Source organism: Streptomyces sp. DH-12, assembly GCF_002899455.1.
GTDB lineage: Bacteria > Actinomycetota > Actinomycetes > Streptomycetales > Streptomycetaceae > Streptomyces.
Genome location: NZ_PPFB01000001.1, coordinates 6,683,165 through 6,708,455, shown reverse-complemented (window position 1 = coordinate 6,708,455; position 25,291 = coordinate 6,683,165). Strand labels below are relative to the sequence as shown.

Here is a 25,291-nt window from a genome sequence, read left to right as displayed (position 1 = left end):
TCCGCGAGAGGTTCGGGGGTCAGGGGCGGCGGCCGGGCTCACCGGCCGGTGTGGACGGCGGCCAGGGCCCGGTCGATCAGGGCGGCGGTCCGCCGTACTGCGGGGTCGTGCAGCAGGGAGTAGTGGTGGCCTTCGACGGTGTGGGCGTCGACGGGGCCGCTGACGTGCGGCAGCCAGCCGAGGGCGGGCAGGTCCGCGGCGTCGTCGACGCCCATGCCGACGCCGGCGTTGTGCGGTGCGGGACGGGACGCGGCGATGAGCAGCAGCCGGGTGGCCGGGTCGGTGAGGTGTCCGGCCCGGTGGTCGGCCAGCGCCCGCAGGTGGCGTTCGAAGACCTCGAGGCGGGTGTCGGCGGTGTCCCGGGGGCCGAGCAGGCCGGCCGCTCGCAGCCGTTCGGTGACCGCCCGGCGTACCGCCGCCGGGTCCGGGGCGGTGCGGATCGTCTCCGCGTCCGGGCCGAGGTCCAGGTCGAGGTCGAGGAACGCCTCCAGCGAGCGCAGGTAGCGGACGGCCGCGAAGGCGGTGTCCTGGGCGCGGTCGGTGCCGCCCAGCGCCCGGATGCGGTCGGGGGTGTTGGAGTCGATCAGGACGAGGAGGTCGGTCCGCTCTCCGCGTCGCTGGAGTTCCACGGCCATCTGGTGGGCGACGGTGCCGCCCATCGACCAGCCGCCCAGCAGGTAGGGACCCTGCGGCTGGTGGACGCGCAGCGCCGCAAGGTAGCGGTCGGTCGTCTCGGCGATGGTCCGCGGCCCGGTGCCGCCGGTCAGGGCGGGGTCGGTGAGGGCCACGACGGGCCGGCCGTCGGTGAGGAGACGGGCGAGTTCGCCGTAGCACAGCACGTCCCCGCCGGAGGGGTGCATCAGGAACAGGGGGCGGTCGCCGTTGCCGTCGCGCAGCAGCAGGGCCGCGTCGGTGTCGGGGGTCGGGCCGGGAACGGTCCGCTTCCTCGCCGTGGGGGCCGGCCGCCGCGCTTCACGGGCCGGGGCGGCGAGCGCGGTGCGGGGCTCCTCGGTGTCCCACGCCCGCGGTGCGTCGGCCAGCCGGCGCACCCGCTCGGCGTAGGCGGCGAACGCCGCGTCCGCCTCGTCGGCGGGCAGGGCGTTCTCCAGGACGTCCCACTGGAGCAGGAGCGCCCCGTGCTGCTCGATCACCTGGTGGTCCAGCCAGGTCTGCGGGGTGCTGCTCACGCCGTACACCGGTGTGCCCGCCCAGTCCAGGTCGTGTCCGCCGCCGAGCGGCCCGGACAGGCCCAGGGCGCTGGTGAAGACCACGGGGACGGACTCGGTGCGGCCGGTGCGCGAGGACTTCTCGGCCAGCAGGTCGAGCGCGGAGAACTCCCGGTGGTCCAGGTCCTCGAAGAGGGTGCGCTGGGCCCGTACGGCGGCGTCGGCGAAGCAGCGGGTGTCCGAGCGGTCCACCTCGTGGAGCATCAGCGAAGTGAAGTCACCCACCACGGCGTCCGCCCCGGGAAGGTGCGCGGGCCGGTCGAAGAGGGTGAGGGTGACGGCGAAGCGGTTCTGCCCCGACCACCCGGCGAGGGCCTCGCCGTAGGCCGCCAGCAGGACGGCCGTGGGGGTCAGCCCGCGCCGGGCGGCCTCGGCCTTGAGGGCGTTCCAGCGGTCCGGCTCCAGACGGGCGGTGCGCCGTGCGAAGCGGGGCCGGTCCCCGGGGCTCCCGGCCCGGACGGGCAGCGCGGGTGCGCCGGGCAGGTCGTCCAGCCTGGCCCGCCAGTAGGCGGCGGCCCGCGCGTGCTCCGGGCCCTGGGCGCGGCGCTCGAGTGCGGCCACGCAGTCCGCGAAGGTGGTCTCCAGCGGCGGCAGCCGGGCGTCGGGGTCCTGGTAGAGGGTGCGCAGTTCGCGGTCCCAGATCAGGTAGCTGGCGGTGTCGCACACCAGCACGTCCACGTTGACGAACAGCCGGACGACGTCGCCGGGCAGCCGGGCGGCCCGGATGTCGACCAGGGGCCAGCGGCCCGGGCGGGGTTCGCGGCGCACCATGCGGGTGCGCACGCGCTCCAGCTTCCGGGCGCGCTCGGCGTCGTCGTCCTTCGTCAGGTCCTGCACCCGGATCCGGTAGGGGGGCACCTTGTCGAGCACCCGGTTGCGGCCTTCCGGTGAGACGACCGCGCGCAGCATCGGGTGGCGGGCGACGACCGCGTTCCACGCCGTTTCGTAGCGGTCGGTGTCCAGGCCGGGACAGTCGTACTCCAGGTGGAAGGAGCACGGGACGTCGCCGAGGCGGTAACCGCCCGATCCACCGACCCAGTAGGCGTGCTGCACCCGGGTGAGGGGGAACTCCCGGGGGCCGTCCCCGGGTTGCGAGGAGGGAACGCCCGCGGTCCGGGGCGCGGCGGGATCCCGCCGGGATTCCCCGCCGGGCAGCATCGGGGCCAGGGCCGCGATGGTGGGCCGGGCGAGCAGGTCCTGCAGCCGCAGGTCGGCACCGTGGTCGTCGCGCAGCCGGGCGAGCATGCGGGTGGCCAGCAGGGAGTGCCCGCCGAGGGCGAAGAAGTCGGCGTCACGGTCGGTGACGGGGAAGCCCAGCAGGTCCGACCAGACCTCCGCCAGGAGTGTCTCCGCCCCGGTGGTGAATCCCGCACCGGCCCGCAGCTCCGCCGTGGGCGCGCCGGGAGCCGGAGCGACGGAGACGGGTACGGCGGTGGGCGTGCCCGCGGTGCGGGGCGCGAGGTCGGCCGGCGAGACGGCGACGGAGGCCGGGACACGGCCGCCGGCCGCGAGCGCCAGCAGACGGTCCACGGTGCGCATGCCGTCCGCCAGGCCGATCGAGTGCCGGGAGGCGACGGTGCGTTCGCTCCGGCCGGGCCCGACGCGCCAGCCGTCCCAGGCCACGCTGATCCAGCGGGGTGCGTCCGGGTCCGCGTGGTGCTCGTGTTCGGCGAGGGCGTCCAGGTAGCGGTTGACGGCGGCGTAGGGGGCGAGGCCGAGGCCTCCGACGAACGCCGTGGCGGAGGACATCAGCAGGACGGTGGCCGGGCGGCGGCCGGGCGGCAGGCCGTGCACGGCGTCGCGCACCGCGAGGGCCGCGGTGACCTTGGCGTGCGCGTGCGCGCGCACGGCCCGCTCCTCGGTGGCCCGCAACGGCGCGACGGCGGCGGAGGCGACCACGCCGGCGGCGTGCACGACCAGGTCCAGCGGGCCGTCGCGGTCGGTCAGTTCCCGCAGCAGTTCCGTCGTGGCGGCGGTGTCCGCGGCGTCCGCGGCACGGACCTCGATGTCGGCGCCGGAGTCCCGCAGGGCACGGATCGTCTCCGCCCGTTCGGCTTCGGTGCTGCCGGGGGCGGGGTCCGGGGGGAGCCCGGTGCGGCCGGTCACCACGACCCGCCGCCCGGAGCGGGCCAGGTGCCCCGCCAGGGCCAGGCCCACGTCCCCGAGTCCGCCGAGGATCACCGCCGTGCCCGTTCCGCCGTCGGTGGCGGCCGGGCCGTCCGTGTCCGGCGCGGGTGCGGACGGCCGCCAGGGGGTGATGCCGCGCGTCCAGCGGTGTCCGCCGCGCAGGGCGCACTCGATGCCGTTGGGGCCTCCCGCCAGCAGGTCGGCGGCCTCCGCCGGCACGGCCCGGACGTCGTCGGCGTGCGGCGGGCCGGCCGGCAGGTCCACCGAGCGCCAGCGCAGGCCCGGGAACTCCTGGGCGAGAACGCGGGGCACGGCGAGGCCGGCGGCGACGTGGGCCGCCGGCCGGTCGGTGCTCTCCACCTGCTGGGCGTTGTGGCTGAGGTGCAGCAGGCAGGTGCGGTGCGCCCAGGAGGCGGCGGCCCGTGCCACCTCCGCGTAGTGCAGGACCGACGCGCTGACGGTCTCCGCCGGGTCGTCGCCGGTGTCACCGTACGGGCCGATCACGACGATGCCCTCGCACGGGGTGCCGGGGTCCGCGAGCGCCTCGCCGAGGGTGACGGTGCGGGCGCCGGCGGCGGCGAGCGCGGCGCGCACCCGCTCGGCCGACGGCGAGCCGGGCGGACCGTCCACCAGCCAGCGGCCCCGCAGCGCCGACGGGTCCGTCTCGACGGGGGGCGTGCGCCGCCAGACGGGCAGCTGGAAGGGCTCGGACTCGTCCGGGGCTGCCTGCCCGGCGCCGTGGCCGGGGCCGGCCGCCGTACCGGCCTGCGCGGTGGCCGACGCGGTGGCGGCCGGCGGATCGATCCACAGTCTGCGGCGCTCCATGGGCAGGCCCGGCAGGACGACACGGCGGCGCCCCGGACGGTGCAGGGCCGCGGCGTCCAGGGGGACTCCGTGCGTCCACAGTTCTCCGGCGGCCGCCAGCAGCGCGGCCCGTCCTCCGCCGGGCTGCTCGCGGTCGGGGAAGGCGGCCAGGGTGGCCAGGAGCTGCCGGTGTCCCTGCTGACGGGCCAGTTGGAGCAGTGCACCGCCGGGTCCCGCCTGGACGAGGACGGCCGGCCCTTCGCCCAGGGCGGTGGCCAGGGCGTCGGAGAAGCGCACGGTGGAGCGCAGGTGCGCCACCCAGTGGTCGGCACCGGGAGCGGTGTCCAGCAGTCTCCCGGTGAGGGTGGTGGCGAGCGGGATGCCGGGAACACGCGCCCGGACGGTCCTGGCGGCCGCGCGCAGTTCGGGCAGGACGGGGTCGACCAGGCGCGAGTGGGCGGCCGCGTCGAGCGAGAGCCGCACGGTGCGCTCGCCGCGTGCGGTCAGGACGCGCTCCGCTTCGGCCACGGCCGGCGAGGGTCCGGACACCACACAGGACCGCGGGCCGTTGACCGCGGCCAGGTCCAGTTCCGGGTGGTCGGCGAGCAGGGCGAGGGTCTGCCGCTCGGTCAGCGGGACCGTCAGCATCACCCCGCCGCCGGCCGCCCGGGACATGCCGCGCGAGCGGACCGCCACCAGTGTCGCGGCGTCGGGCAGGGACAGGGCACCGGACAGCACGGCGGCCACGTACTCGCCGAGGCTGTGACCGACCACCGCGTCCGGCTCGACGCCCCAGGAGCGCAGCGTGCGCGCGGCGGCGAGGGAGACGGTGAACAGGGCGGGCAGTCCGTGGGCGGGGTCGCGCAGCAGCCGGCGCGCGTGCTCGTCGGACGGGTCGGCGGTGATCAGCGCGGTGAGGCCGGTACCGGTCCCGTCGTCGAAGAGATCGGCGCACTCGCGCACGGTGCGGTAGAACTCCTCTTCCTCCGCGCACAGTTCGCGACCCATGCCCGCGTACTGCGCTCCTCCGCCGGGGAAGGCCAGCACGATCCGGGACGGGGTGGGACCGGGGCGGCGCCGCGGGGCGGCGCGCAGGGCGCGGCTGTCGGTCTCCGCCGCCCCGGTGATCACCGCGGCGGCGCGGTACGGCAGCGTCGCGCGGCCTGTGTGCAGGGTGTGGGCCGCGTCGGCGGGCGCGACCTCCATGGTGTGGAGGGCGGTCGCGGTGGCCTCGGTGAGGCGGGCGAGGGCGTCGTCGCGGTGCGCGCTGAGCAGGGCGAGCTGCGGGCGCGGATCGGCGGGCGGCTCCGGACGGACGGGGGCGCTGCCCAGGACGACGTGGCAGTTGGTGCCGCCGATGCCGAAGGAGCTGACGCCCGCGTACCGGGGCCCGGTCCAGTCGGTGGCCTCGTGGACGACGGTGAAGGGCGAGTCGTCCAGCCGGAGGTCGGGGTTGAGGGGCAGGGCGTCCAGGGTGGGCGGCAGTACGCCGTGGTGCAGGGCGAGGACGGTCTTGGCGAAACCGGCGATGCCCGCGGCCGCGTTGGCGTGCCCGATGTTGCTCTTGACCGAGCCCAGGGCGCACCAGGCCGGGCCGGTGTCGCCGAACACGCGGCGCAGCGCGGCGACCTCCACCACGTCGCCGAGGCGGGTGGCGGTGCCGTGGGCCTCGACGTAGGTGATGTCCCCGGGCGTGAGACCGGCCACCGCGAGCGCCTCGGAGACCACGCGGGCCTGTCCGCGCGGCGAGGGGGCGGTGAAGCCGGTGCGGTCGCCGCCGTCGTTGTTGACGGCGGAGCCGTGCAGGACGGCCAGCACCGGGTCGCCGTCGGCGAGGGCGTCGCGCAGCCGCCGCAGGACGGCCACACCGACGCCCTGGGTGTGCACGATGCCGGTGCCCTCGGCGGAGAAGGTCCGTACGCGCCCGTCGGCGGAGAAGATGCCGTCGGGGACGTGGAGGTAGCCCCTGCCCTGCGGGACGATCAGGGAGGCGCCGCCGGCGAGGGCGGTGTCGCACTCCCCCGCCAGCAGGGACTGAGCCGCCATGTGCACGGCCACCAGCGAGGTCGAGCAGGCGGTGCCGACCGCGACGGCGGGTCCGGTGAGCGCGAGGCGGTGCGCGACGTGCAGGGGGAGGTAGTCGGCCACGCCCGCGAGGGCCGCCTGGAGGCTGCCGACGGGATCGGTGGCGGAGGCGGCGTACCGGTCGGCGAGGTTGCGGGCGAGGTAGTCGCTGTGGGCGGCGCCGGCGAAGACGCCCACGGCGCCCGCGCCGGCGCCGCCGCCGTGTCCGGCGCTCTCCAGGGCGCGCAGGCACGCTTCGAGGAAGAGCCTCTGCTGGGGGTCCATCACGGCCGCTTCGGCGTCGGTCAGGCCGAACGGCTCGGGATCGAACCGGTCCTGTCCGTCGATGACCCCGCTGACGGGTATGTGGGCGGGGTTGGCCAGCAGCCTCGCCGGGACGCCGCGTTCGGCCAGTTCCCGCTCGTCGTGCCGGGTCAGTCCGCTGCGGCCGCCGACGAGCAGGTCCCAGTAGGCCGCCGTGTCGGGGGCTCCGGGGAACCGGCAGTCCAGGGCGGTGACCGCGATCAGGTCGTCGCCGGCCTCGTGGTCGGGCCGGGGCGTGTCCGGCGTGTCCGCCCGGGAGGAAGTCGGTTCGGTCATCGTGCGGTCTCCTCGGCCAGGGCGCGTGCGGCGACGCGGGACGTTCTGCGCGTGGGCCGTTCGGACCGCTGGGAGGCGGGGGGCCTGACGGCGCCGGCGACGGTGGCGGCCCGGTCGGTGTCCGGGGCGTTCTGGGCGGTGATGCGGGCGGCCAGGGCCGCGACGGTGGGGTGTTCGAACATGTCCGCCAGTGCGAGCCGGGGCGCGATGCCCTCCCGGAGCCTGCGGTGGGTGAGGACCAGGGTGAGGGAGGTGGCCCCCAGCTCCTTGAAGGTGCTGTCGGGTGTCACCGGCACGTCCGTGAAGTCGGCCAGGATGCCGGTCAGGGCCTCCAGCACGGCCGGCGCCACGGGCGCGGCCGGGCCCGGCCCGCGGTGCCGGGGTTCCTGGTCCGGTCCGGTGCCGTACCGTTCCGGGGCCGGGGCGCCGGACGCCGGACCGGTGGACGGGGAGGGCGTCGGGGAGTCCCCTGCCCGGGGGCGGCAGACCACCTCCGCCAGTCCTCCGGGGCCCAGGAGCGGCACTGCGGCTTCGCCGTCGGCGGTTCGCGCCACGTGCCGGAGCCATCGGGCCGACGCCTCCAGCGCCTGGTCCGGCCGGAGACGTCCGGGCCGGACCACGACGGCGGCCTCCAGGCCCAGGGTGGTCGCCTCGGCCAGCGCGGCGGCGACCCAGTCCCCGCCCGGAGCGGACTCGGCGGCGGCTCCGGCCGGGACCGTACGCGGTGTCGCGGTGGGCTCGGCCGCCGCCTCGGCGACCGGGGCCGGCCCGTCGGCGTCGGTGGTCCGGTCATCGGCGGGCGGGGCGGTCAGCGCCGCGTGGTCGATCTTGCCGTTGGCCGTCACCGGCAGCTGGTCCAGGATCACGAACCGGCTGGGCACCATGTAGTCGGGCAGCCGTTCGCGCAGGACGTCCGCCAGCTCCTGGGCGGCCGGCGGTTCGCTCGCGCCCCGGGGCGCGAGGTGCGCCACCAGTCGTGGCCGTCCGTCGGGGCCGCGTACCGACGACACCACGCACTGGCGGACCGCCGGATGGCGGGCCAGCACCGCCTCCACCTCGCCCAGTTCGATGCGGTGCCCGCGGATCTTCACCTGCCGGTCGACGCGCCCGAGGAACTCGATGGCGCCCTCGGCGGTCCACCGGCCGAGGTCCCCGGTGCGGTACAGCCGGCGGCCCAGTACGGGGTGGACGGCGAACCTCTCGGCGGTCTGGACCGGATCGGCGGTGTAGCCGCGGGCCAGCCCGTCGCCGCCGATGAACAGCTCCCCCGCCTCGCCCACCGGGCAGGGCGCGCCGTCCTCGTCGAGGACGAAGAAGCTCTGGCCGCGCAGCGCCCGGCCGTAGGGGATGCTGCGCCACCCCGGATCGACGTGTCCCACCGGATGAGTGATGGACCAGATGGACGCCTCGGTGGCTCCGCCCAGGCTCATCACCTCCGCCTGGGGGGCCAGTCGTCGCAGCCGGTCGGGCAGGGTCAGGGGGATCCAGTCACCGGAGAGCATCACCAGGCGCAGGGTGCGCAGCGCCCCGGTGGCCTCCTCCGGTTCCATCTCCGCGTACTCGACGAGCATTTCGAGCAGGGCGGGCGCGGTGTTCCACACGGTGACGCCGTGCCGGCCGGCCTGTTCGAGCCAGTGCTGCGGGTCGCGCTGCCGGGCGGGGTCGGGCAGCACCAGGCAGCCGCCGGCGCCGAGGACGCCGTAGATGTCGAACACGGACAGGTCGAAGCTGAGTGCCGACAGCGCCAGCACCCGGTCGTCGGGGCCGATGGCGAACCGGTCGACGATGTCGTCGACGGTCGTGCGCGCGGCCCGGTGCTCGATCTCCACGCCCTTGGGGCTGCCGGTGGAACCCGAGGTGAAGATGGTGTAGGCGATGTCCTCGGGCCGTGGGACCGTGAGCGGCGCCGCGGGACCGGTGGAGCCCGCGGCGGTGCGGGCGGGGCGCCCCGCGGCGGTCAGGCGGTGGACGGTGACGCCTTCGGGCCAGTCGGTCCTCACACCGCGGCCGGTCAGCGCGTGCCGGACCCCGGCCCGCTCGCAGACGGCGGTGATCCGCGCGGCCGGCCAGGAGGGTTCGACCGGCAGGTAGCCCGCTCCGCTCAGGCTGACGCCGAGTACGGCGGTGATCTGCGCGGTGCCCTTCTCGCAGGCGACGGCGACCATGTCGCCGGGCCCCACCCCGTGCGCGGCCAGCAGTGCCGCGGTGGCGGCGGCGTTGTCCGCGAGGCGGGCGTGGGTGACGGTGGTGGAGGAGGTGCGCAGGGCGGGCCGTCGCGGATGCCGCCGGGCCGCGTCGGTGACCGGATCGTGCAGCAGGGGGCCCGCGTTCGGGAAGGGCACCGCGTCCAGGGGCTCTTCGGGGTGGAAGGACGGGTCCCAGCCCAGGGTGGCGTCGTGCCAGGCGTCGGGGTCCGTCAGGGTGTGGAGCAGGCGTACGAAGGCGTCGAGCAGGGCCGGTACCCAGCCGTCGGGGAACGCCCCCTCGACGGCGTCCCAGGCCAGGCGGAGGCGTCCGCCCTCGTCCCACACGATGTGGTCGAGCAGGACCTGCGGGGTCTGGGAGATGCCGTACACCTCCTGTCCGATCCAGGACGCCGGAGGCTCCCCGGCGCCCGCGAGACCCACCCCGCTGGTGAACACCACCGGGTGGCTGAGGGCTCCCGCCGACGGCGGCTCCTGCCCCCGCAGCTCCCTGAGCACCTCGACGCCGGACACGGACCGGTGGTCCAGGTCCTCCCAGAAGCGGCGGTTGACGGCGGTGGCGTAGTCGGCGAAGCCCTTCCAGCCGGCGGGGTCGAAGCGCGGCGTGCCGACCAGGGCGGTGGTGGTGAAGTCGCCGACCACCCCCTCGGCCCCGCTCTCGTCCTCCGGGCGGTCGAACAGGGTGGTGTTGAGGCAGATCCGTTCCCCGGCTCCCCACCGGCCGAGGACGACGGCGAAGGCCGCGAGCAGGGCCGCGGTCGGCGTGACCGCGTGCTCGGTGCACCGGGCTCGTAGCCGGGTCCAGGTTCCGGCGTCGAGTTCGGCGGCGGAGCGGACGAAGCGGGGCGGGGTGGTGTCGGCGGGGTCGCGCAGCAGGGGCAGCCGCGGCGGCGGCGGCAGTTCGGGGGCTCGTTCGGCCCAGTAGGCGTGGTCGCGGGCGCGCCGGGCCGCCCACTCCGGGTCCCTCGAGCGGGCGCGCTGGAGGTCGGCGAACCGGGCTGCCGGCTCGGGAAGCCGGTGGTCGGGGTCCGCGACGAGGCGGCCCCACTGACGCATCAGCAGCATCCAGCCGGTGAGATCGGTCAGGAGCACGTCCACGCCGATGTGCAGCCGGGTCCGCCCGTCGGGCAGCAGGGTGGCGTGGATGTCGAACAACGGCCACGACTCCGTGGGCCGGTTCTGGTGGGAGCGCTCCCGACGCTGGGCGGACAACGTTTCCCTCACCTGTCCGGCGGACTCGCCCCGCAGGTCGGTGACGCCGATCCGGTAGGGGCCGGGAGTGGCTGCGATGCGCTGGCGGCCCCGGTCGTCCACCGTCATACGCAGCATCGGGTGGTGGTCGACCAGTCGGTTCCAGGCGGCTTCCAGCCGGGCCACGTCCACGAACGGGTCCGTGCCGCCGGGTGTGCGGTCGTACTCGTAGTAGTAGAAGGTGGCCACTCCGCCCAGCGGCATGCCCTCGGCCCGCCCGGCCAGGTACGAGGCCTGAATGGGCGTCAGGGGGAAGTACTCCTCCTCCGCTTCCTCGTCGTTCCGTGCACCGCCGGGTTCCGCCCCCGCCCGGCCCTCGGCACCGAGGGGCTCGGGATCGGTGGCCTTCTCCGGCGTGCGACCGGCGAGCAGACGGTCCGCCACCGCACGGGCCGTCGCGCCGTCACCCAGAAGGGCGGTCAACGGCAGGTCCTGGCCGGTGCGTTCGCGGATCCTCCGCCTCAGCCGCACCGCGGTGAACGATTCGAGCCCCAGGGCCGCGAGCGGAGTGGTCCGTGCGACCTCGTGGGGTGGTGTGCCGAGGACTTCGGCGATGCAGTCGATGACGCGGGCAAGGAGGTCGTCGCTCGGCACAGGCTGGTCCATCCGGTCTCCGTCGAAAGGCGGGCAGGGCGACACCTCCCCCGCAGAGAGATCCGGGGGAGGCGGAACACCGATGAACCTAGTTGAAAATGATTATCAGATCAACCAACTTGTGGTGCCAGATCGCTCGCGCGCTCGAGAACGCACAGCCCCAGAGCGGAATCACCGGTCCGGCGCAACACCAGTCCCGCCTCGGCGACTTCGGCCGCCAGCGCGCCCTCCGTGGCGACCCACCAGCGGTACTCGACCGACGTCCCGGCCAGCGGCCGGCCCTGACGCAGGACGCCGTAGTCCATGCGCCAGGTGATCTCGTCCGCTCCGGTGGGACGCGCGCTCGCCCAGCCCTCGTACTCCAGCTCGCCGACGACGGCCCGGGCCGTCCGCACCCGCTCCACCTCCACCGGGGTGAACGGCGGAGCGAGGTTGAACACCAGCGCCCCGCCCGGGGCGAGCTGCCGGGCGGCGCGGCTCCACAGCGCGCACCTCTGCCCGGGCGACAGGTGGCCGATCATGTTCAGGGCCACCACGGCCCGCACACCGTCGGGCCAGTCGGCGCTCGTGCAGTCACCGGGAACCACCGTGACGCGCTCACGCAGTCCGTCGTCCTCGTGAACCCGGGCGAGCAGGACGGCACGCATCGCGGCGGACGGCTCGACGGCGAGCACCGGCACCCGCGGCAGCGCCTCGCAGATGACGCGCACGCCCCGGCCGGACCCGGCCCCGAGGTCCACCACGGCCCCGGTTCCGGCGCGGACGTGCGACAGGACGTCCGCCAGCGCCGGAGCCAGCGGCTCCCACGACTCGGCGATCAGGATGTCGAGGTACTCGGCGGACCGCTCGTAGGGGTCGCTCATCACTGCTCCAAAGACTCGATGCCTCACGGTTCGCCCCGTACAGTAATCAGAAATGAATTTCATTACTAGAAAGGTGCAAGGGGCGTTGACGCGTCGTCAGCCGGGTCCGCCGGGTCTCCCGAGGCCCTGGGGCCCGGCAGCCGGAGGTGCCTCAGTAAGGTGTCCTGGTCCGGCACCGCGCGGTCACCTCTTCGGCGGCTTCCCGCGGGCGGCGCATCGGTGTTGCCGTGCGGCGAGACGAGTGACGTGAGCGATCAGGAGTACGCCGAGAGGCGGGGCGGGCTCACCGATGTCGTGCGCCTCGTCGTGCGGGCGGTCGTGCACCTCTTTCTCGGCGGGTTCGCACTCGTCACGATCATCACGGTCGCCGGGACCCTCGGGCCGATGCTCGCGCTCGACCTCTACACTCCGCCCGTCGCCGCCTGGTGGACCGTGTTCACCGCCGTCGTCGTCCAGGGCGTCCCGTTCCTCCTGCTCGGCGCGCTGGTCTCCGCGGCCATAGGTGCGTTCGTGCCCGAGCGCGTCTTCACCCGACTGCTGCCGCGCAGCCCGGCTCTCGCCGTACCCGTCGCGGGCGCGGCCGGTGTGGTGCTTCCCGGCTGCGAGTGCGCGTCCGTGCCGGTGGCCGGCAGCCTGATGCGGCGCGGGGTCGTTCCGGCCGCCGCGCTGGCGTTCCTGCTCTCCGCGCCCGCGATCAATCCCGTCGTCCTCGTCGCCACGTCCCTCGCGTTTCCCGGCCAGCCGCTGATGGTGGTGGCCCGGCTCGTCGCCTCGCTCGTCACCGCCGTCGCCATGGGCTGGTTGTGGGCACGCTTCGGCAGGAAGGAATGGCTGCGGCTGCCGGGAGCACCGACGGCCGGGGCCGGGGCCGGCGCCTCCCGCGCGGGCTCCTTCATGGCGGGGCTCCAGCACGACTTCCTGCACGCCGGGGGTTTCCTGGTAGTGGGTTCGGCGGCAGCGGCGACCTTCACCATCGCGGTGCCACGGTCGCTGCTGGACGTCTTCACGGCGTCCGCCTGGGCATCGGTGCTCCTGCTGGCCCTCCTCGCCGTGGTGCTGTGCGTGTGCAGCGAGGCGGACGCGTTCGTGGCGGCGTCGCTGAGCGGGTTCGGACCGATCGCGCAACTGACGTTCATGGTGGTCGGCCCGATGGTCGACCTCAAGCTGTTCGCGCTTCAGGCCGGCACGTTCGGGCGGACGTTCGCGATCCGGTTCTCGTCCGCGACCTGGGTGGTCGCGGTGGCGAGCAGTGCGCTCGTGGGGTGGTGGGTGCTGTGAGGCGGTACGGTCCCGCCGTGCTGTTGCTGCTGGTCGGCGCCGCGGTGCTGCGGATCTCGCTGTTCAGCGACCTGTATCTGCGGTACGTGCAGGCCGGGCTGCGGCCCTGCCTGATCGCGTCCGGGGCGCTGCTGGTGCTGCTCGGTCTGGCGCGGGCAGCGTCGACGGCGCGAGCGGCACGGGACGGCACCGCTTCCGTGGACCGGAGCGCGCACCCGGCCGAGGACGGACACGGCCACGTCCACTCCCATGCGGGCGGCCCGCGCGTCGCCTGGCTGCTCGCACTGCCCGCAGCCGCCCTGCTCCTCTTTCCGCCGCCCGCGCTCGGTTCCTACAGCGCCGCGCGCGAAGAGGCCCGACGCGCCGCGGAGAATGTCGGCACGTTCCCCGCGCTGCCCGCCGGGGACCCGGTGGACCTGAGCCTGGCCGAGTTCAGCACTCGCGCCGTCTACGACAGCGGGTACTCGCTGAAGGGCCGCACGGTCCGGCTGACCGGGTTCGTCACCCACGGGGACGGCGGCGCCTGGTACGTGACCCGGCTCCGGGTCGCGTGCTGCGCGGCCGACGCCACAGCGGTCAGGGTGGAGGTCCGCGGTGCGGACGCACCGGAGGCCGACACGTGGGTGGTGGTGACAGGCGCCTGGCACCCCGAAGGCGAACTGGGGTCATCGGCGGCCTGGCCCCCGGTGCTGGACGCCGCGACCGTCCGACACATCGCGGAGCCGTCGGATCCGTACGAGAAGCGCTGACCCCGGTCGCCACGGGCAGCGAGGGGCGCCCCGGTACGAGCGTGTCCGTGCGAGTGTCCCCTGCTCGGCCGGAGCCGGGAGGGTGCCCGTCCCGCCTTGCGGGCGAGGCGGACACCTCGATCCCGCTCTTCGGCACGGCCCGACGGACCGGCTCCAGCCGTGCCGTCGGGAGTCGCAGGGAAGCGGGGCCGTCTCGCGCGCGTTCCTGACGGCTCGCGCTGTCTGCCGCTGCTGCCGGCGTGCACATGGGTCACCCGGCGGCTGCGGATCTTCCCACGGTCGGGGATGAACCTGCGCAGCAGGTCGGTGTCCTTGCAGTCGACGTGGGTGATGCCGGCGGCGTCCGGCGGACTGGCGCGTTTCGCGGTGCGCCGGTCGGTGCCAGCGCGTCGAGGCCCGCCTCGGCGAGGTCGTCGCCGTCGGACAGGTACGGCAGGACCGGGGCCGGGCCGACCACGGCGGCCACCCCGGTCAGTGCGAGCGGTGCGCCCTCGGACGCGATGACCGGGGCCATGCCGTGGGGCTCGAGGGAGTCCCGCAGTTCCACGACGGCCGGCCGGCGGCCGCCCGCTTCCGCGAGCCGCGTCAGTTCCGGGACGAGGTCCTCGCGCAGCGCGCAGCAGTCGCTCATCAGGGGCGCGTCGCCGCTGCCGAGCAGGCCGTCGGCGTCGCGCACGGTCCGGTGCACCGCACCGTCGACGGCGGACGCCGGATCGTGGTGCGGGGCGACCGCACCGGGCACCGCGGCAGGATCTCGTCGACGGCCGCCCGGCGGGCGTCGGCGTGGAGTCCGGCGACGATCGCGACCGGCAGCCGTGCCCGGCCCGCGCTCACCGTCCGCTCCGTCCGCGTCCGTGGCCGGACCCGGGTGGTCCGGAGGACTCAGTGGTCGTCCCAGTGCCCCTCGTGGGCGGCGTGCCGATGCCCGTCGTGCACGTAGTCGACGTGGTTCTCGTGCGGCACGGCGACGTGCCCGCAGCCGCTTCCGTGCCGGTGTTCGTGGTCCTCGTGCGGCCTGTGACCGGTGGCGGTGCACTCGTCGACGTGCCCGTCGTGCGCGCGGTGGATGTGTCCGTCGTGCATGTAGTCGACGTGGTCGCCGTGCGGGACGGCGACGTGCCCGCAGCCCTCCTCATGCCGGTGGTCATGGGCTTCGTGGGTGCGGTGCTCGGTGGCGGACGTCATGAGGTCCTCCTGATGCGGTCGAGCGGGCGGCCGCCCGTACGACGGCCACTGCCGCGCTACCGGATCACCCTAGGGTGACGCTCGCGACCGCGCATGCGGAGGGAAGAGGTAAGGCAGCCGCAGGCCGGCGGGCTTACCGGTGCGACAGCGCATGAGACGGTGCGCGCTCCCGTGATCACGCAGCCCGGACGGCCCCGGGACGCCACCGCGGCCGTCCGGCAGGAACTCACCGCGTGCCGGGCGGCGGTGATCAACGCCGGTGGAGCGGTCGTCCCCGTGGACCGCCCACCGCCTCCGGTGACCGCGGCGGCGCTTCGGCCCGCAGTCGGAGGAATCACGCGAGGGCTCTCCCCGGACCGGAGCAGACTTCCTCCGGCGACCGTGGACGGCGCGCTCGCGGGCTGGATGGTCCTGCGTCTCGAGCGGCATCTCCCCGTGGCGCGCTGCGGCATGGTGAACCACGTCCAGACGCACCTCCGCTTCCGGGGCAGGGGCATCGGCACCGCGCTGATGCGGCGTGCCAGGGGCGCCACACACGACGAGACGGGCCTGGAACGGCTGCGGCTCACCGTGAGATCCGGTCCGGGACTTGAGGCTTCTCCCGCCAGGCGGACCGGACCGAGGTCGGCCGGCGGCCGGGCGCACTGCGCGTGGCGCCCGGTGACGACCGGGACGAGATCCTGATGAGTCCGGTTCTCCGGGACCGCTCTCCCCCGGGCGGCCTCATGCCCCGACTCGGTCACGGGCCGCGGGTGCGCCGTCCATGACCGCCACCAGGACGGTGCTGTCGCCGAACTGCCAGACCGGCGCGGCGTGGGCGAAGCCGGCCCGGCGCAGCAGTTCGGCGTGGCGGCTCACCGTGACCTGCTCGTCGCCGCCGTTCCCGGCATGGACGGCCCGGCGCCGTCCGCGTTCGTCGAGCAGGTCGGCCAGTTCGGGGTCGCGGGCCGCGGCGTCCCACCAGGACCGCCAGTCCTCCGGGGTGCGGCCGCCCGTGCGCTCCGCCCTGCGCCGGCCCACGTGGGCGGTGAGGTCCGCGCACGGCGCCGCGTCCGGCGGGAAGTGGTCTCCGTTGACGAGGACGCCGCCGGGGCGGAGCAGGGACGCGAGGGAGCGGTAGGTGCGCAGCAGCGCCGGCTCGGGCAGGTAGTGCAGCGCGGTCGTCGAGACGGCGGCGTCCAGGGGGCGTTCCAGTGCCAGGGCCTCGGTCCAGCCCTCCTCGCCGATGACGGTGTCGACGTAGCGGGCGGCGTCGGCGTGGTGGGTGCGTCCCAGTTCCAGCAGCAGGGGGTCCATGTCGGCGGCGACGATCTCCGCGTGCGGGAAACGGGCGGCGAGCCTGGCGGCCAGGGAGCCGGGCCCGCACCCCAGGTCGAGCAGGAGGGGGCGGGCACGGCCGGCGGTGACGTGCTCGACGACGTCCGCGATCACGGTGAACCGCTCCTCGCGGTCCACCGCGTACCGCTCCTGCTGCCGTTCCCAGCGCTCCACCCACGCCCTGGCCGTCCCCATGCTCACGCCCATCGCCCGCGCCACCTCATCCGTCTCTCGTCCGTCCGTGGGCACGGACGAATCTACAGGTGGAAACGGTTATCAGTTGCCATTCACACCCCGGTCTCCGGTGAGACCACGGCTCAGGGCGTGCCGTGGTTCCTCCAGCGAGGTGACGTCGACACCGACGGCGGCCGGGTCCTCCGCCGCCGGTCCCCGTACCAGGGCGCTGGACCGGTTCGCCCTGTGCGCGAAGCGCACCCGCCCCGCGAGACGGTGGCGGCGGTGGACGGAACGGAAGCGGTGGGCGTTCTGCGGCGATCTCGGGGAGGAGGGCGTCGAGCGGGGACCCGAGGGCGTCGACGGGCGAGCGCAGGAAGGGTGCGGCCCCCGGCAGCGAGGCGAGCGGTGGATCCGCTCCCGGCCTCAGGTGCAAGGGCACACCCGCGAAAGGCCCCTCCCCGCCTCGTTCGGCTCCCGTCACGACGGCCGTTCGGGGGTAGACGTTTCCAGGTACGCGCGCCGCCAAGCCTCACGGGGCCGCGGCCAGGGATGAGGAGGGCCGACACGACCTGTGAGGGTTCGCCCACGTGACCTTCACTGCCGCAAGGCCGATACTGCCGGTAGCGGCGCTCCCGGCCGACCGGCAACGAACCAGCTCGCAGAACTGGCGATCCGTCACCAAAGTCAGCATCAAGTCAGCGTCAGTACCGCCACAGCCCGCTTCCGACCGCCTCGAACCGTCAAGACCAAGAGCTGCTTGTAACCACTCTGACCAGTAAGAACGCAGGTCGACAACCCGCCTGCCGAGCTCCCTAGGAGATACCCGTGAGGATGCTGATCAACGTTCCGGAGACCGTGGTGGCGGACGCGCTGCGCGGTATGGCGGCGGCCCATCCCGAGCTGACGGTGGACGTGGAGAACCGGGTGGTGGTCCGCAAGGACGCCCCGGTCGCGGGCAAGGTGGGCCTGGTGTCCGGCGGCGGCTCGGGGCACGAACCGCTGCACGGCGGGTTCGTCGGCCCCGGCATGCTGTCGGCGGCCTGTCCCGGCGAGGTGTTCACCTCCCCGGTGCCCGACCAGATGGTGCGGGCCGCGGCGGCCGTGGACAGCGGGGCCGGAGTGCTGTTCGTCGTGAAGAACTACACCGGCGACGTACTCAACTTCGACATGGCGGCGGAGCTGGCCGAGGACGAGGGCGTCCAGGTCGCGAAGGTGCTGGTCGACGATGACGTGGCGGTGACCGACAGCCTGTACACGGCGGGCCGCCGGGGCACCGGGGCGACGCTGTTCGTGGAGAAGATCGCGGGCGCGGCGGCCGAGGAGGGGCAGCCGCTGGAGCGGGTGGAGGCGCTCGCGAAGCAGGTGAACGAGAACTCCCGCAGCTTCGGCGTGGCGCTCAGCGCCGTCACCACGCCCGCCAAGGGCTCGCCGACGTTCGACCTGCCGGCCGGGGAGCTGGAGCTGGGCATCGGCATCCACGGGGAGCCGGGCCGCGAGCGGCGCCCGATGATGACGTCCGGCGAGATCGCCGAGTTCGCCGTCGACGCGATTCTGGAGGACCTCACCCCGCGCAACCCGGTGCTGGTGCTGGTCAACGGCATGGGCGCCACGCCGCTGCTGGAGCTGTACGGCTTCAACGCCGAGGTGCAGCGGGTGCTCGGCGAGCGCGGCGTCCCGGTCGCCCGCGTCCTCGTCGGCAACTACGTCACGTCCCTGGACATGGCGGGCGCCTCCGTCACCCTCTGCCAGGTCGACGAGGAGCTGCTCCGCCTGTGGGACGCGCCGGTGCGTACGCCCGGGCTGCGCTGGGGAATGTGATCCACACCGGGGTTGATCCACACCGGGGCCGGTGCCCCGGCTCTCTATCACGCGAGGAGTTTCCGTGCTGGACGCCGACTTCTTCCGTCGTTGGATGACGGCCGCCGCCGCATCCGTGGACCGCGAGGCGGAACGGCTCACCGCCCTCGACTCGCCGATCGGGGACGCCGATCACGGCAGCAATCTGCAGCGCGGCTTCCGGGCGGTGAAGGACGCTCTGGACGAGGAGCCGCCCGCCACGCCCGGCGCGGTGCTGACCCAGGCCGGGCGTCTGCTGGTGTCGACGGTGGGCGGCGCGTCCGGTCCGCTGTACGGGACGCTGCTGCGCCGCACCGGGAAGGCGCTGGGAGAGGCGACCGAGGTGGACCGGCGGCAGCTCGCCGAGGCGCTGCGGGCCGGGGTGGACGCCGTGATGAAGCTGGGCGGCGCGGCGCCGGGCGACAAGACGATGATCGACGCGCTGGTTCCCGCGGTGGACGCGCTCGGCGAGTCGTTCGCCGCCGCCCGGGACGCCGCGCGGGAGGGCGCGGCCGCGACGACGCCGATGCTCGCCCGCAAGGGCAGGGCGAGCTATCTGGGCGACCGCAGCATCGGGCACCAGGATCCCGGCGCGACCTCGGCGGCGCTGCTGGTCTCCGCGCTGCTCGACGCCGCGCCCGGCGACGGGGAGGCGGACGGCGGTGAGTGAGGTGAGCGGGGAGAAGCCGGTCGGGATCGTCCTGGTGTCGCACAGCGCGGCGGTCGCGTCCTCGGTGGCGGAGCTGGCGCAGGGGCTGTCGGGTGCGGGGGCGTCGGTGCCGGTCGCCCCCGCGGGCGGCACCGGGAGCGGTGAACTGGGCACCAGCGCGGAGCTGATCGCCGCGGCGGCCGCGTCCGTGGACCGGGGTGCGGGCGTCGCGGTGCTGACCGATCTGGGCAGCGCGGTGCTCACCGTGAAGGCGCTGCTGGCCGAGGGCGACGAACTCCCCGAGAACACGCGGCTGGTGGACGCGCCGTTCCTGGAGGGCGCGGTGGCCGCGGTGGTCACCGCCTCCACGGGCGCGGACCTCGACGCGGTGGCGGCGGCGGCCTCGGAGGCGTACGACTACCGGAAGACGTGAGGGCGGGCCCGTACGGGTGGGGGCGGGCCCGTACGGGTGGGGGCGCGTACGGCGCGTCAGTCCGCGGAGTCGACGAACTCCCGTGCGAGACGCGCGCCCTGGGCCTCCGCCGCCTCCCGGTCCTCCAGCGGGGTGACCCGGCTGTCCTTGAACACGATGTACGTCACCCCGGAGGGGGCGCCGCCGGAGCGCGGGTCCGGGTCGATGCCCAGGGACGCGGCCGCCGCGTAGGAGGCCTCGCCGATGATGTCGGTCGGGCCGGTGTCGCCGACGACCGCGTAGCTGACCCGGTCGCGGTAGACCACGGCCGCGACCGATCCGCCGCGCACGCCGTGGTCGCGGTGGTCCCAGATGCCGCTGGGCGCGGGGACCACGACGTAGGGCAGCTTCTCCGAGCTGAGCGCGCGTCCGTCGGACTGCGCGAACGCCGTGGAGGAGGAGAAGTACGGGTCGGTGCGGGCGTTGCAGCGGCGGCTCGGGCGGCCGTCGCAGTCGATGTCCATGTCGGCCTTCCAGAACACCGCGTCGCGCGTGCCGCACACCGGCACGGTGGCCGCGGTGCCGCGGTCCTTGCGGTACCGGCCCCGGGAGACGGGGACGCAGCCGCTCACCTTGGCCAGCAGGTCGGCCGCGGTGACGGGGGCGGGGGGCGCGGGGGCGGAGGGATCGGAGCCGGTCGGCGCGGGGTCGGAGGCCGCGGGGGCCGGCATGGCCGGGGCGGGGGCGGCGGGGGCCGGAGCCGCGGCGTCGACGGGCGCGGGATCCGGGGTCACCGGGCCCGGAACGGCGGCGCCCGGGCTTCCGGTGCCGGGAGCCGCGGGACCCGGCGTCGCGGAACCGCCCGGTGCCGCCCCCGGCGTCAGCGCCTCCCGCGTCCTGTCCCGGGCGACCGGTTCGGCGCGCCCCCGGTGCGGTACGGCGACGCGCGGCAAGGCGGCCGGGAGGGCCGGGCGGGCCGCGGGGCCGGAGGCGACGCGCCGCGCCTCGGTGCCGGAGGGACGGATGTGGACCGACTCCGCGGCGGAGGACGCCGAGGGGGCCAGCAGTGCCACGCCGGCCACGGCGACGGTGAGCGTCTGGACACGGGACACGGTCAGGGAAGCCTCTCGTCGGGGACGGGGACGCACACCCAGGGCACTTTGCCCCATTTCGCCCCGCCGCAAGGAGGGTGACCGCCCCGAAAGGACCCGGACGGGCCCTCCAGGACCGGTGGAGACGGAAGGCGCCGGAGACCCGGGCGCGCGTCGACCCGGGCCGTCCAGCCACCCGTACCGGCGCGGGATCAGCGACGACAGCGGTCCGCGCCCCGGGCCCGAACACGCCGTGGTTCAAAGGCGGTTCGCCCCGTTCAGCGTTCAGGATACGCAACGCGGCGCGGCAGCCGGCCCGCATCACCCTCTTGATGTGAACGCGCCAGTAGGCCCATATTGGTACGGACCTTTATGCGGGCCGGTCCGGCGTGGATTCTCGGGAGGCGAAGTCGTGCGTGGCGTTCCCCCAACCGCGTCATCGCGTCGCCTGCTCGCGCTCTGCGCGGTCGTGCTGCTGGCCGTCTCCTGCCGCTGGGGCGGACCGGACGACACCGGCGGCGAACGGCCGCCCGGAGCGCCGACGGGCGTCACCGCACAGGCGGGCAGCGCCACCAGCGTCCACGTCATGTGGAACCGGGTCGCCCCCGCCGGTTCCGAGGTGACCGGCTACGAGGTGTACCGGGGAGACACCAGGGTCAAGGAAGTGCCCGCTGCCACGCACATGGTGGACGTGTCCAGGCTGCGGCCCGCCACCACCTACGTCTTCACGGTGCGGGCCCGGGACGCGGACGGACGGCTCGGTCCGCCCAGCCGGGAGGTGCGGGCCACGACCCCCGCGGCGGCGCGGGCCGACACGCGGCCGCCCACCGCTCCGGGGGACCTGGAAGGACGGGCGGCGGGCAGCCGGGCGGCCCAGCTCTCCTGGTCCGCGGCACGGGACGACCGCGGTGTGGTGTCGTACGACCTCTACCAGGGGCGTACGAAGATCCACAGTGTGGGCGGGAACCAGACGGCCGCCGTGGTGACGGGGCTGCGCCCGGGCACCCGGTACTCCTTCACCGTCCGCGCGCGGGACGCCGCGGACAACCTCTCGCCGCCCGGCCGCGTCGTCCGCCTCACCACCGCCGACGGCGCGGACGGCGGTGCCACGGCCACCGCGCCCGCCGACTTCCGCGCGACGGCCCGGAGCTCGGGCGGGGCGTACTACATCGTGCTCTCCTGGGTGCCGCCGCGCGTGGACGGGACGGTCACCGAGTACGAGGTCCGGCTGGACGGACGGCCCGTCACCTCGCTGGTGTACGGCGGCGAGGCGCCGCGCGACCGGGCGACGTACCGCTTCTACGCGGGCGAGGAGGCGGGGGTCACGCACCGGGTGCGGATCAGGCCGCTGCTGCCGGACGGCACCTGGGGCGCCTTCTCGGCCGAGCGCACGGTGACGACGGGCGCCGCCGGCTGACCCCGGCACATCCTCGCTGAGCCGCCCGGAGGACGTCGTCACCTGCCCGGATGCGACCGGGGTGCGCCCCGGCCGGGCTGCCCGTTGGCTGGCGTCGTGGCGGCACGGGCGCTCCCCGACCTCGGCGGCGCAAGGGATGTACCGCCGGCCGTGCCGCCGGAAGGCAGTCCACATGAGCATCTCGAAGCCTCTGCTCCGTCCCGGACCGGCCGTGGCAGCCGCCGCCGCGCTCGCCCTGCTGCCGGCCGGACCGGCTGCCGCGGACGGGATCTCCGTCAGCACCACCGGGAACACGGTCTCGGTGAGCACCTCCGCGTGCAGCCAGATCAACGGCCACTGGGGCACCGCCTCGCTGCTCGGCAGCGGTCAGGCGAACTTCTCGCAGGGCCGCCAGGTGGCGCTGTCCGGAACGTCCGCGGGGCAGTCCGCGGCCTGGTCGAACGTCGGCGCGGGCACGTACACGGTGATCGTGGTGTGCTCCAACGGCAGCACCGCGGGCACCCAGTCCGTGGTCGTGTCCCCGTCGTCCAGCCCTTCGGTCTCCCCCACGGCGTCGCCGTCCCGCGGTGTGATGGGGGGTGTCGGCGGCGCCTCGGAGGACTACGGCACGGTCACCGCGGTGGCGGGCGGCGCGCTGGTCGGCGCCGGCGTCCTCGGCACCGTCTGGTACCTGCGCCGGCGCAACGCCTCCCGCCCGCGCCACCTGTAGACCCGGCGCCGGCCGCCGTCACGTCCGATGCGCTCCGGTCGGGTGGCCGGCGTCGCCCCTCCCCGCGCCCCTCAGGGACGCGGGAACTGCGCGACCAGCCCTCGCCCACCCGCGCGCAGGCGTCTAATCCCGCCGTTCCGGCACGTCCGGGAGCCCGGCGAACTCCGCGAGGGCGTGGTCGAGCCACCGGGTCCAGAAGGTCTCCAGGTCGATGCCGGCCCGCAGCACCAGATGGCGCAGCCGGTCCTCCGGCTCGTCCCTGCCGGGCGGGAAGTCACGCCGCTCGATCTCCTGGTAGGTCTCCAACTGCCGCGCGTGCAGCTCCCGGTGGCGGCGCAGGTCCGCCTCCAGGCCCGCCGTCCCGACCACCGCGGCGGCGCGCAGCCGCAGCAGCAGCGCGTCGCGGTGCGGCTTGGGGTCCTGGGACGCGGCGGTCCAGCGGGCCAGTTCCTCCCGGCCCGCCGGCAGCACCTCGTACGCCTTCTTCTGCCCGCGCGCGGGCTGCTCGGAGGGGAGGGCCCGGATCAGGCCCTCGGCCTCCAGCTTTCCCAGCTCGCGGTAGATCTGCTGATGCGTCGCGGACCAGAAGTAGCCGATCGACCGGTCGAAGCGGCGGGTCAGCTCCAGCCCCGACGACGGCTTCTCGAGCAGGGCGGTGAGGATCGCGTGCGGGAGTGACATGCGCTCATCCTAGGGACGGGCCGCGCCCTCCCTAGAGGGCCGCCGCGAGCTCGGTGCCCTGCTTGACGGCGCGCTTGGCGTCCAGTTCGGCGGCCACGTCGGCGCCGCCGATGAGGTGGGCGGGCCGTCCGGCGGCGACCAGTTCCTCGAAGAGGTCCCGGCGCGGTTCCTGGCCGGTGCACAGCACGACGGTGTCGACCTCGAGGACGGTGCTCTCCTCGCCGACGGTGATGTGCACCCCGGCGTCGTCGATCCGGTCGTAGCGCACGCCGGGGACCATGGTGACGCCGCGGTGGCGCAGTTCGGTGCGGTGGATCCAGCCGGTGGTCCTGCCGAGTCCCGCGCCGACCTTGGAGGTCTTGCGCTGGAGCAGGTGGACGGTGCGCGGCGGGGCGGGCCGCTCGGGGACGGCGAGGCCGCCGGGCGCGCGGTACCCGAGGTCGACGCCCCACCGGCGGAAGTACGCCTCGGGGTCCTCGTGGGCCTTGTCGCCGCCGTCGGTGAGGAACGCGGCGACGTCGAATCCGATGCCGCCCGCCCCGAGGACCGCGACCCGGTCGCCGACGGGCGCGCCGTCGCGGAGCACGTCGAGGTAGCCGAGGACGCTCGGGTGGCCGACGCCCGGGATGTCGGGGACGCGGGGGGTGACGCCGGTGGCGACGACGACCTCGTCGTAGCCGGTGACGTCGTCGGCGGTGACGCGCGTGTCGAGGCGGACGTCGACGGCGAGGTCGGTGAGGCGGGTGCGGAAGTAGCGCAGCGTCTCGTCGAACTCCTGCTTGCCGGGGACCCTGCGGGCGACGTTGAGCTGCCCGCCGATCTCGCTCGCGGCGTCGAACAGGGTGACGTCGTGGCCGCGTTCGGCCGCGGAGACCGCGCAGGCGAGGCCGGCCGGTCCGGCGCCGACGACGGCGACGCGCTTGCGGCGACGGGTCGGGGAGAGGACCAGTTCGGTCTCGTGACAGGCGCGCGGGTTGACCAGGCAGGAGGTGATCCGGCCGCTGAAGGTGTGGTCGAGGCAGGCCTGGTTGCAGCCGATGCAGGTGTTGATCGCCTCGGGGCGGCCGTCGGCGGCCTTGGCGACGAAGTCGGGGTCGGCGAGCATCGGGCGGGCCATGGACACCATGTCCGCGGTGCCGTCGGCGAGCAGTCGCTCGGCGAGTTCGGGGGTGTTGATGCGGTTGGTGGTGACGAGCGGGACGGACACCTCGCCCATGAGCCGCTTGGTGACCCAGGTGTAGGCGCCGCGCGGGACGGAGGTGGCGATGGTGGGGATGCGCGCCTCGTGCCAGCCGATGCCGGTGTTGATGATCGTGGCGCCGGCCGCCTCGACGGCCCGGGCGAGGGTGATCACCTCGTCCAGGGTGGAGCCGCCGGGCACCAGGTCGAGCATGGAGAGCCGGTAGATCAGGATGAAGTCGTCGCCGACCGCCTCGCGGACGCGGCGGACGATCTCGACCGGGAAGCGCATCCGGTTCTCGTAGGAGCCGCCCCAGCGGTCGGTGCGGTGGTTGGTCTGCCGGGCGGTGAACTCGTTGACGAGGTAGCCCTCGGAGCCCATGATCTCGACGCCGTCGTAGCCGGCCTGCCGGGCGAGGCGGCCGGCGCGCACGTAGTCGTCGATGGTCCGTTCGACCTCGGCGTCGGTCAGCTCGCGGGGCGGGAAGGGGCTGATGGGCGCCTGGAGGGGGCTGGGCGCGACCAGGTCCTGGTGGTAGGCGTAGCGGCCGAAGTGCAGGATCTGCAGGGCGATGCGGCCGCCCTCGCGGTGGACGGCCGCGGTGACGGTCCGGTGCTGCTCGGCCTCCTCGTCGGTGGTGAGCTTGGCGCCGCCCTCGTGGGGGCGTCCCTCGTCGTTGGGGGCGATGCCGCCGGTGACGATGAGGCCCACTCCCCCGCGGGCGCGCGCGGCGTAGAACTCGGCCATGCGGGGGAAGCCGCCCTCGGCCTCCTCGAGACCGACGTGCATGGAACCCATGAGGACCCGGTTGGGCAGCGTGGTGAAGCCCAGGTCCAGGGGGGTCAGCAGGTGGGGGTAACGGCTCATCTGGCCCTCC

16 protein-coding genes and 2 pseudogenes are annotated in these 25,291 nt (G+C 75.1%); 8 read left to right on the top strand and 10 right to left on the bottom strand.

Features of this window, described 5'->3' with window-relative positions; all coding sequences use genetic code 11:
* Positions 1-38: 38 nt before the first annotated feature.
* The 3 genes from C1708_RS29410 to C1708_RS29400 all read right to left on the bottom strand — a co-directional run bounded on the left by C1708_RS29410 (position 39) and on the right by C1708_RS29400 (position 11,733).
* Positions 39-6,821, bottom strand: coding sequence for a type I polyketide synthase (locus tag C1708_RS29410; RefSeq protein WP_106415527.1), 6,783 nt, complete (start codon positions 6,819-6,821; stop codon positions 39-41).
* Positions 6,818-10,882, bottom strand: a complete 4,065-nt coding sequence (locus C1708_RS29405; protein WP_106415526.1) for a non-ribosomal peptide synthetase — start codon at positions 10,880-10,882, stop codon at positions 6,818-6,820. Before C1708_RS29405 ends, C1708_RS29410 begins: the two co-directional genes overlap by 4 nt.
* 98 nt (positions 10,883-10,980) lie before the next feature.
* Entirely contained in the window at positions 10,981-11,733 is a 753-nt protein-coding gene (locus C1708_RS29400) for a class I SAM-dependent methyltransferase (protein WP_106415525.1), read from the bottom strand.
* Positions 11,734-11,979: 246 nt separating this feature from the next.
* Between C1708_RS29400 and C1708_RS29395 the strand changes: the two genes are divergently transcribed.
* Complete coding sequence (locus tag C1708_RS29395; protein WP_241911354.1) at positions 11,980-13,011, top strand: permease; 1,032 nt, start codon at positions 11,980-11,982, stop codon at positions 13,009-13,011.
* Entirely contained in the window at positions 13,008-13,760 is a 753-nt protein-coding gene (locus C1708_RS29390) for a TIGR03943 family putative permease subunit (RefSeq protein ID WP_106415524.1), read from the top strand. Before C1708_RS29395 ends, C1708_RS29390 begins: the two co-directional genes overlap by 4 nt.
* A gap of 165 nt (positions 13,761-13,925) precedes the next feature.
* Here C1708_RS29390 and rpsR read toward each other — a convergent pair.
* The 3 genes and pseudogenes from rpsR to C1708_RS29375 form a co-directional block, all read right to left on the bottom strand.
* A pseudogene (rpsR, locus tag C1708_RS35330) lies at positions 13,926-14,092 on the bottom strand (30S ribosomal protein S18); the annotation flags it as partial.
* Between the two features lie 47 nt (positions 14,093-14,139).
* Positions 14,140-14,573, bottom strand: a pseudogene (locus C1708_RS29380) (P-loop NTPase family protein); the annotation flags it as partial.
* Between the two features lie 69 nt (positions 14,574-14,642).
* Positions 14,643-14,945, bottom strand: coding sequence for a hypothetical protein (locus C1708_RS29375; protein ID WP_106415523.1), 303 nt, complete (start codon positions 14,943-14,945; stop codon positions 14,643-14,645).
* A 93-nt stretch (positions 14,946-15,038) separates the two neighbouring features.
* Between C1708_RS29375 and C1708_RS35905 the strand changes: the two genes are divergently transcribed.
* Positions 15,039-15,629: a GNAT family N-acetyltransferase gene (locus C1708_RS35905; RefSeq protein WP_342210917.1), complete on the top strand. Its 591-nt coding sequence runs from the start codon at positions 15,039-15,041 to the stop codon at positions 15,627-15,629.
* Positions 15,630-15,668: 39 nt separating this feature from the next.
* Here C1708_RS35905 and C1708_RS29365 read toward each other — a convergent pair whose 3' ends face one another.
* Entirely contained in the window at positions 15,669-16,469 is an 801-nt protein-coding gene (locus C1708_RS29365; RefSeq protein ID WP_106415522.1) for a class I SAM-dependent methyltransferase, read from the bottom strand.
* A gap of 795 nt (positions 16,470-17,264) precedes the next feature.
* Between C1708_RS29365 and dhaK the strand changes: the two genes are divergently transcribed.
* The 3 genes from dhaK to C1708_RS29345 all read left to right on the top strand — a co-directional run bounded on the left by dhaK (position 17,265) and on the right by C1708_RS29345 (position 19,357).
* Positions 17,265-18,257: a dihydroxyacetone kinase subunit DhaK gene (gene dhaK / locus C1708_RS29355; RefSeq protein WP_106415521.1), complete on the top strand. Its 993-nt coding sequence runs from the start codon at positions 17,265-17,267 to the stop codon at positions 18,255-18,257.
* A 64-nt stretch (positions 18,258-18,321) separates the two neighbouring features.
* Positions 18,322-18,945 carry a dihydroxyacetone kinase subunit DhaL gene (gene dhaL / locus C1708_RS29350; protein WP_106415520.1) on the top strand — a complete coding sequence of 208 codons (624 nt, stop codon included), beginning with the start codon at positions 18,322-18,324 and terminating at the stop codon, positions 18,943-18,945.
* A gap of 1 nt (position 18,946) precedes the next feature.
* Positions 18,947-19,357, top strand: coding sequence for a PTS-dependent dihydroxyacetone kinase phosphotransferase subunit DhaM (locus C1708_RS29345; RefSeq protein ID WP_106415519.1), 411 nt, complete (start codon positions 18,947-18,949; stop codon positions 19,355-19,357).
* A gap of 56 nt (positions 19,358-19,413) precedes the next feature.
* On the opposite strand, the gene C1708_RS35725 is transcribed toward C1708_RS29345, so the two are convergent.
* The gene (locus tag C1708_RS35725) at positions 19,414-20,067 is read right to left on the bottom strand and encodes a glycoside hydrolase family 75 protein (RefSeq protein WP_274543377.1); all 654 of its coding nucleotides are present in this window, start codon (positions 20,065-20,067) and stop codon (positions 19,414-19,416) included.
* A gap of 772 nt (positions 20,068-20,839) precedes the next feature.
* Between C1708_RS35725 and C1708_RS29335 the strand changes: the two genes are divergently transcribed.
* Entirely contained in the window at positions 20,840-21,844 is a 1,005-nt protein-coding gene (locus C1708_RS29335) for a fibronectin type III domain-containing protein (protein WP_106415517.1), read from the top strand.
* Positions 21,845-22,016: 172 nt separating this feature from the next.
* The gene (locus C1708_RS29330) at positions 22,017-22,553 is read left to right on the top strand and encodes a hypothetical protein (protein ID WP_106415516.1); all 537 of its coding nucleotides are present in this window, start codon (positions 22,017-22,019) and stop codon (positions 22,551-22,553) included.
* A gap of 123 nt (positions 22,554-22,676) precedes the next feature.
* Here the strand turns inward: C1708_RS29330 and C1708_RS29325 are convergent, their stop codons facing one another.
* Positions 22,677-23,234: a PadR family transcriptional regulator gene (locus C1708_RS29325; RefSeq protein ID WP_106415515.1), complete on the bottom strand. Its 558-nt coding sequence runs from the start codon at positions 23,232-23,234 to the stop codon at positions 22,677-22,679.
* A gap of 31 nt (positions 23,235-23,265) precedes the next feature.
* Positions 23,266-25,281, bottom strand: a complete 2,016-nt coding sequence (locus tag C1708_RS29320; RefSeq protein WP_106415514.1) for an NADPH-dependent 2,4-dienoyl-CoA reductase — start codon at positions 25,279-25,281, stop codon at positions 23,266-23,268.
* Between the last annotated feature and the right edge of the window lie 10 nt (positions 25,282-25,291).

Bases quoted from the DNA above. Each gene is read 5' to 3' on its own strand.
- C1708_RS29405 (WP_106415526.1), bottom strand. From the start codon at position 10,882: ATGGACCAGCCTGTGCCGAGCGACGACCTCCTTGCCCGCGTCATCGAC.
- C1708_RS35905 (WP_342210917.1), top strand. From the start codon at position 15,039: ATGCGGAGGGAAGAGGTAAGGCAGCCGCAGGCCGGCGGGCTTACCGGT.
- C1708_RS29365 (WP_106415522.1), bottom strand. From the start codon at position 16,469: ATGGGCGTGAGCATGGGGACGGCCAGGGCGTGGGTGGAGCGCTGGGAA.
- C1708_RS29330 (WP_106415516.1), top strand. From the start codon at position 22,017: ATGAGCATCTCGAAGCCTCTGCTCCGTCCCGGACCGGCCGTGGCAGCC.
- C1708_RS29325 (WP_106415515.1), bottom strand. From the start codon at position 23,234: ATGTCACTCCCGCACGCGATCCTCACCGCCCTGCTCGAGAAGCCGTCG.
- C1708_RS35725 (WP_274543377.1), bottom strand. From the start codon at position 20,067: ATGCCGGCCCCCGCGGCCTCCGACCCCGCGCCGACCGGCTCCGATCCC.
- C1708_RS29410 (WP_106415527.1), bottom strand. From the start codon at position 6,821: ATGACCGAACCGACTTCCTCCCGGGCGGACACGCCGGACACGCCCCGG.
- C1708_RS29400 (WP_106415525.1), bottom strand. From the start codon at position 11,733: ATGAGCGACCCCTACGAGCGGTCCGCCGAGTACCTCGACATCCTGATC.
- C1708_RS29375 (WP_106415523.1), bottom strand. From the start codon at position 14,945: ATGACGTCCGCCACCGAGCACCGCACCCACGAAGCCCATGACCACCGG.
- C1708_RS29320 (WP_106415514.1), bottom strand. From the start codon at position 25,281: ATGAGCCGTTACCCCCACCTGCTGACCCCCCTGGACCTGGGCTTCACC.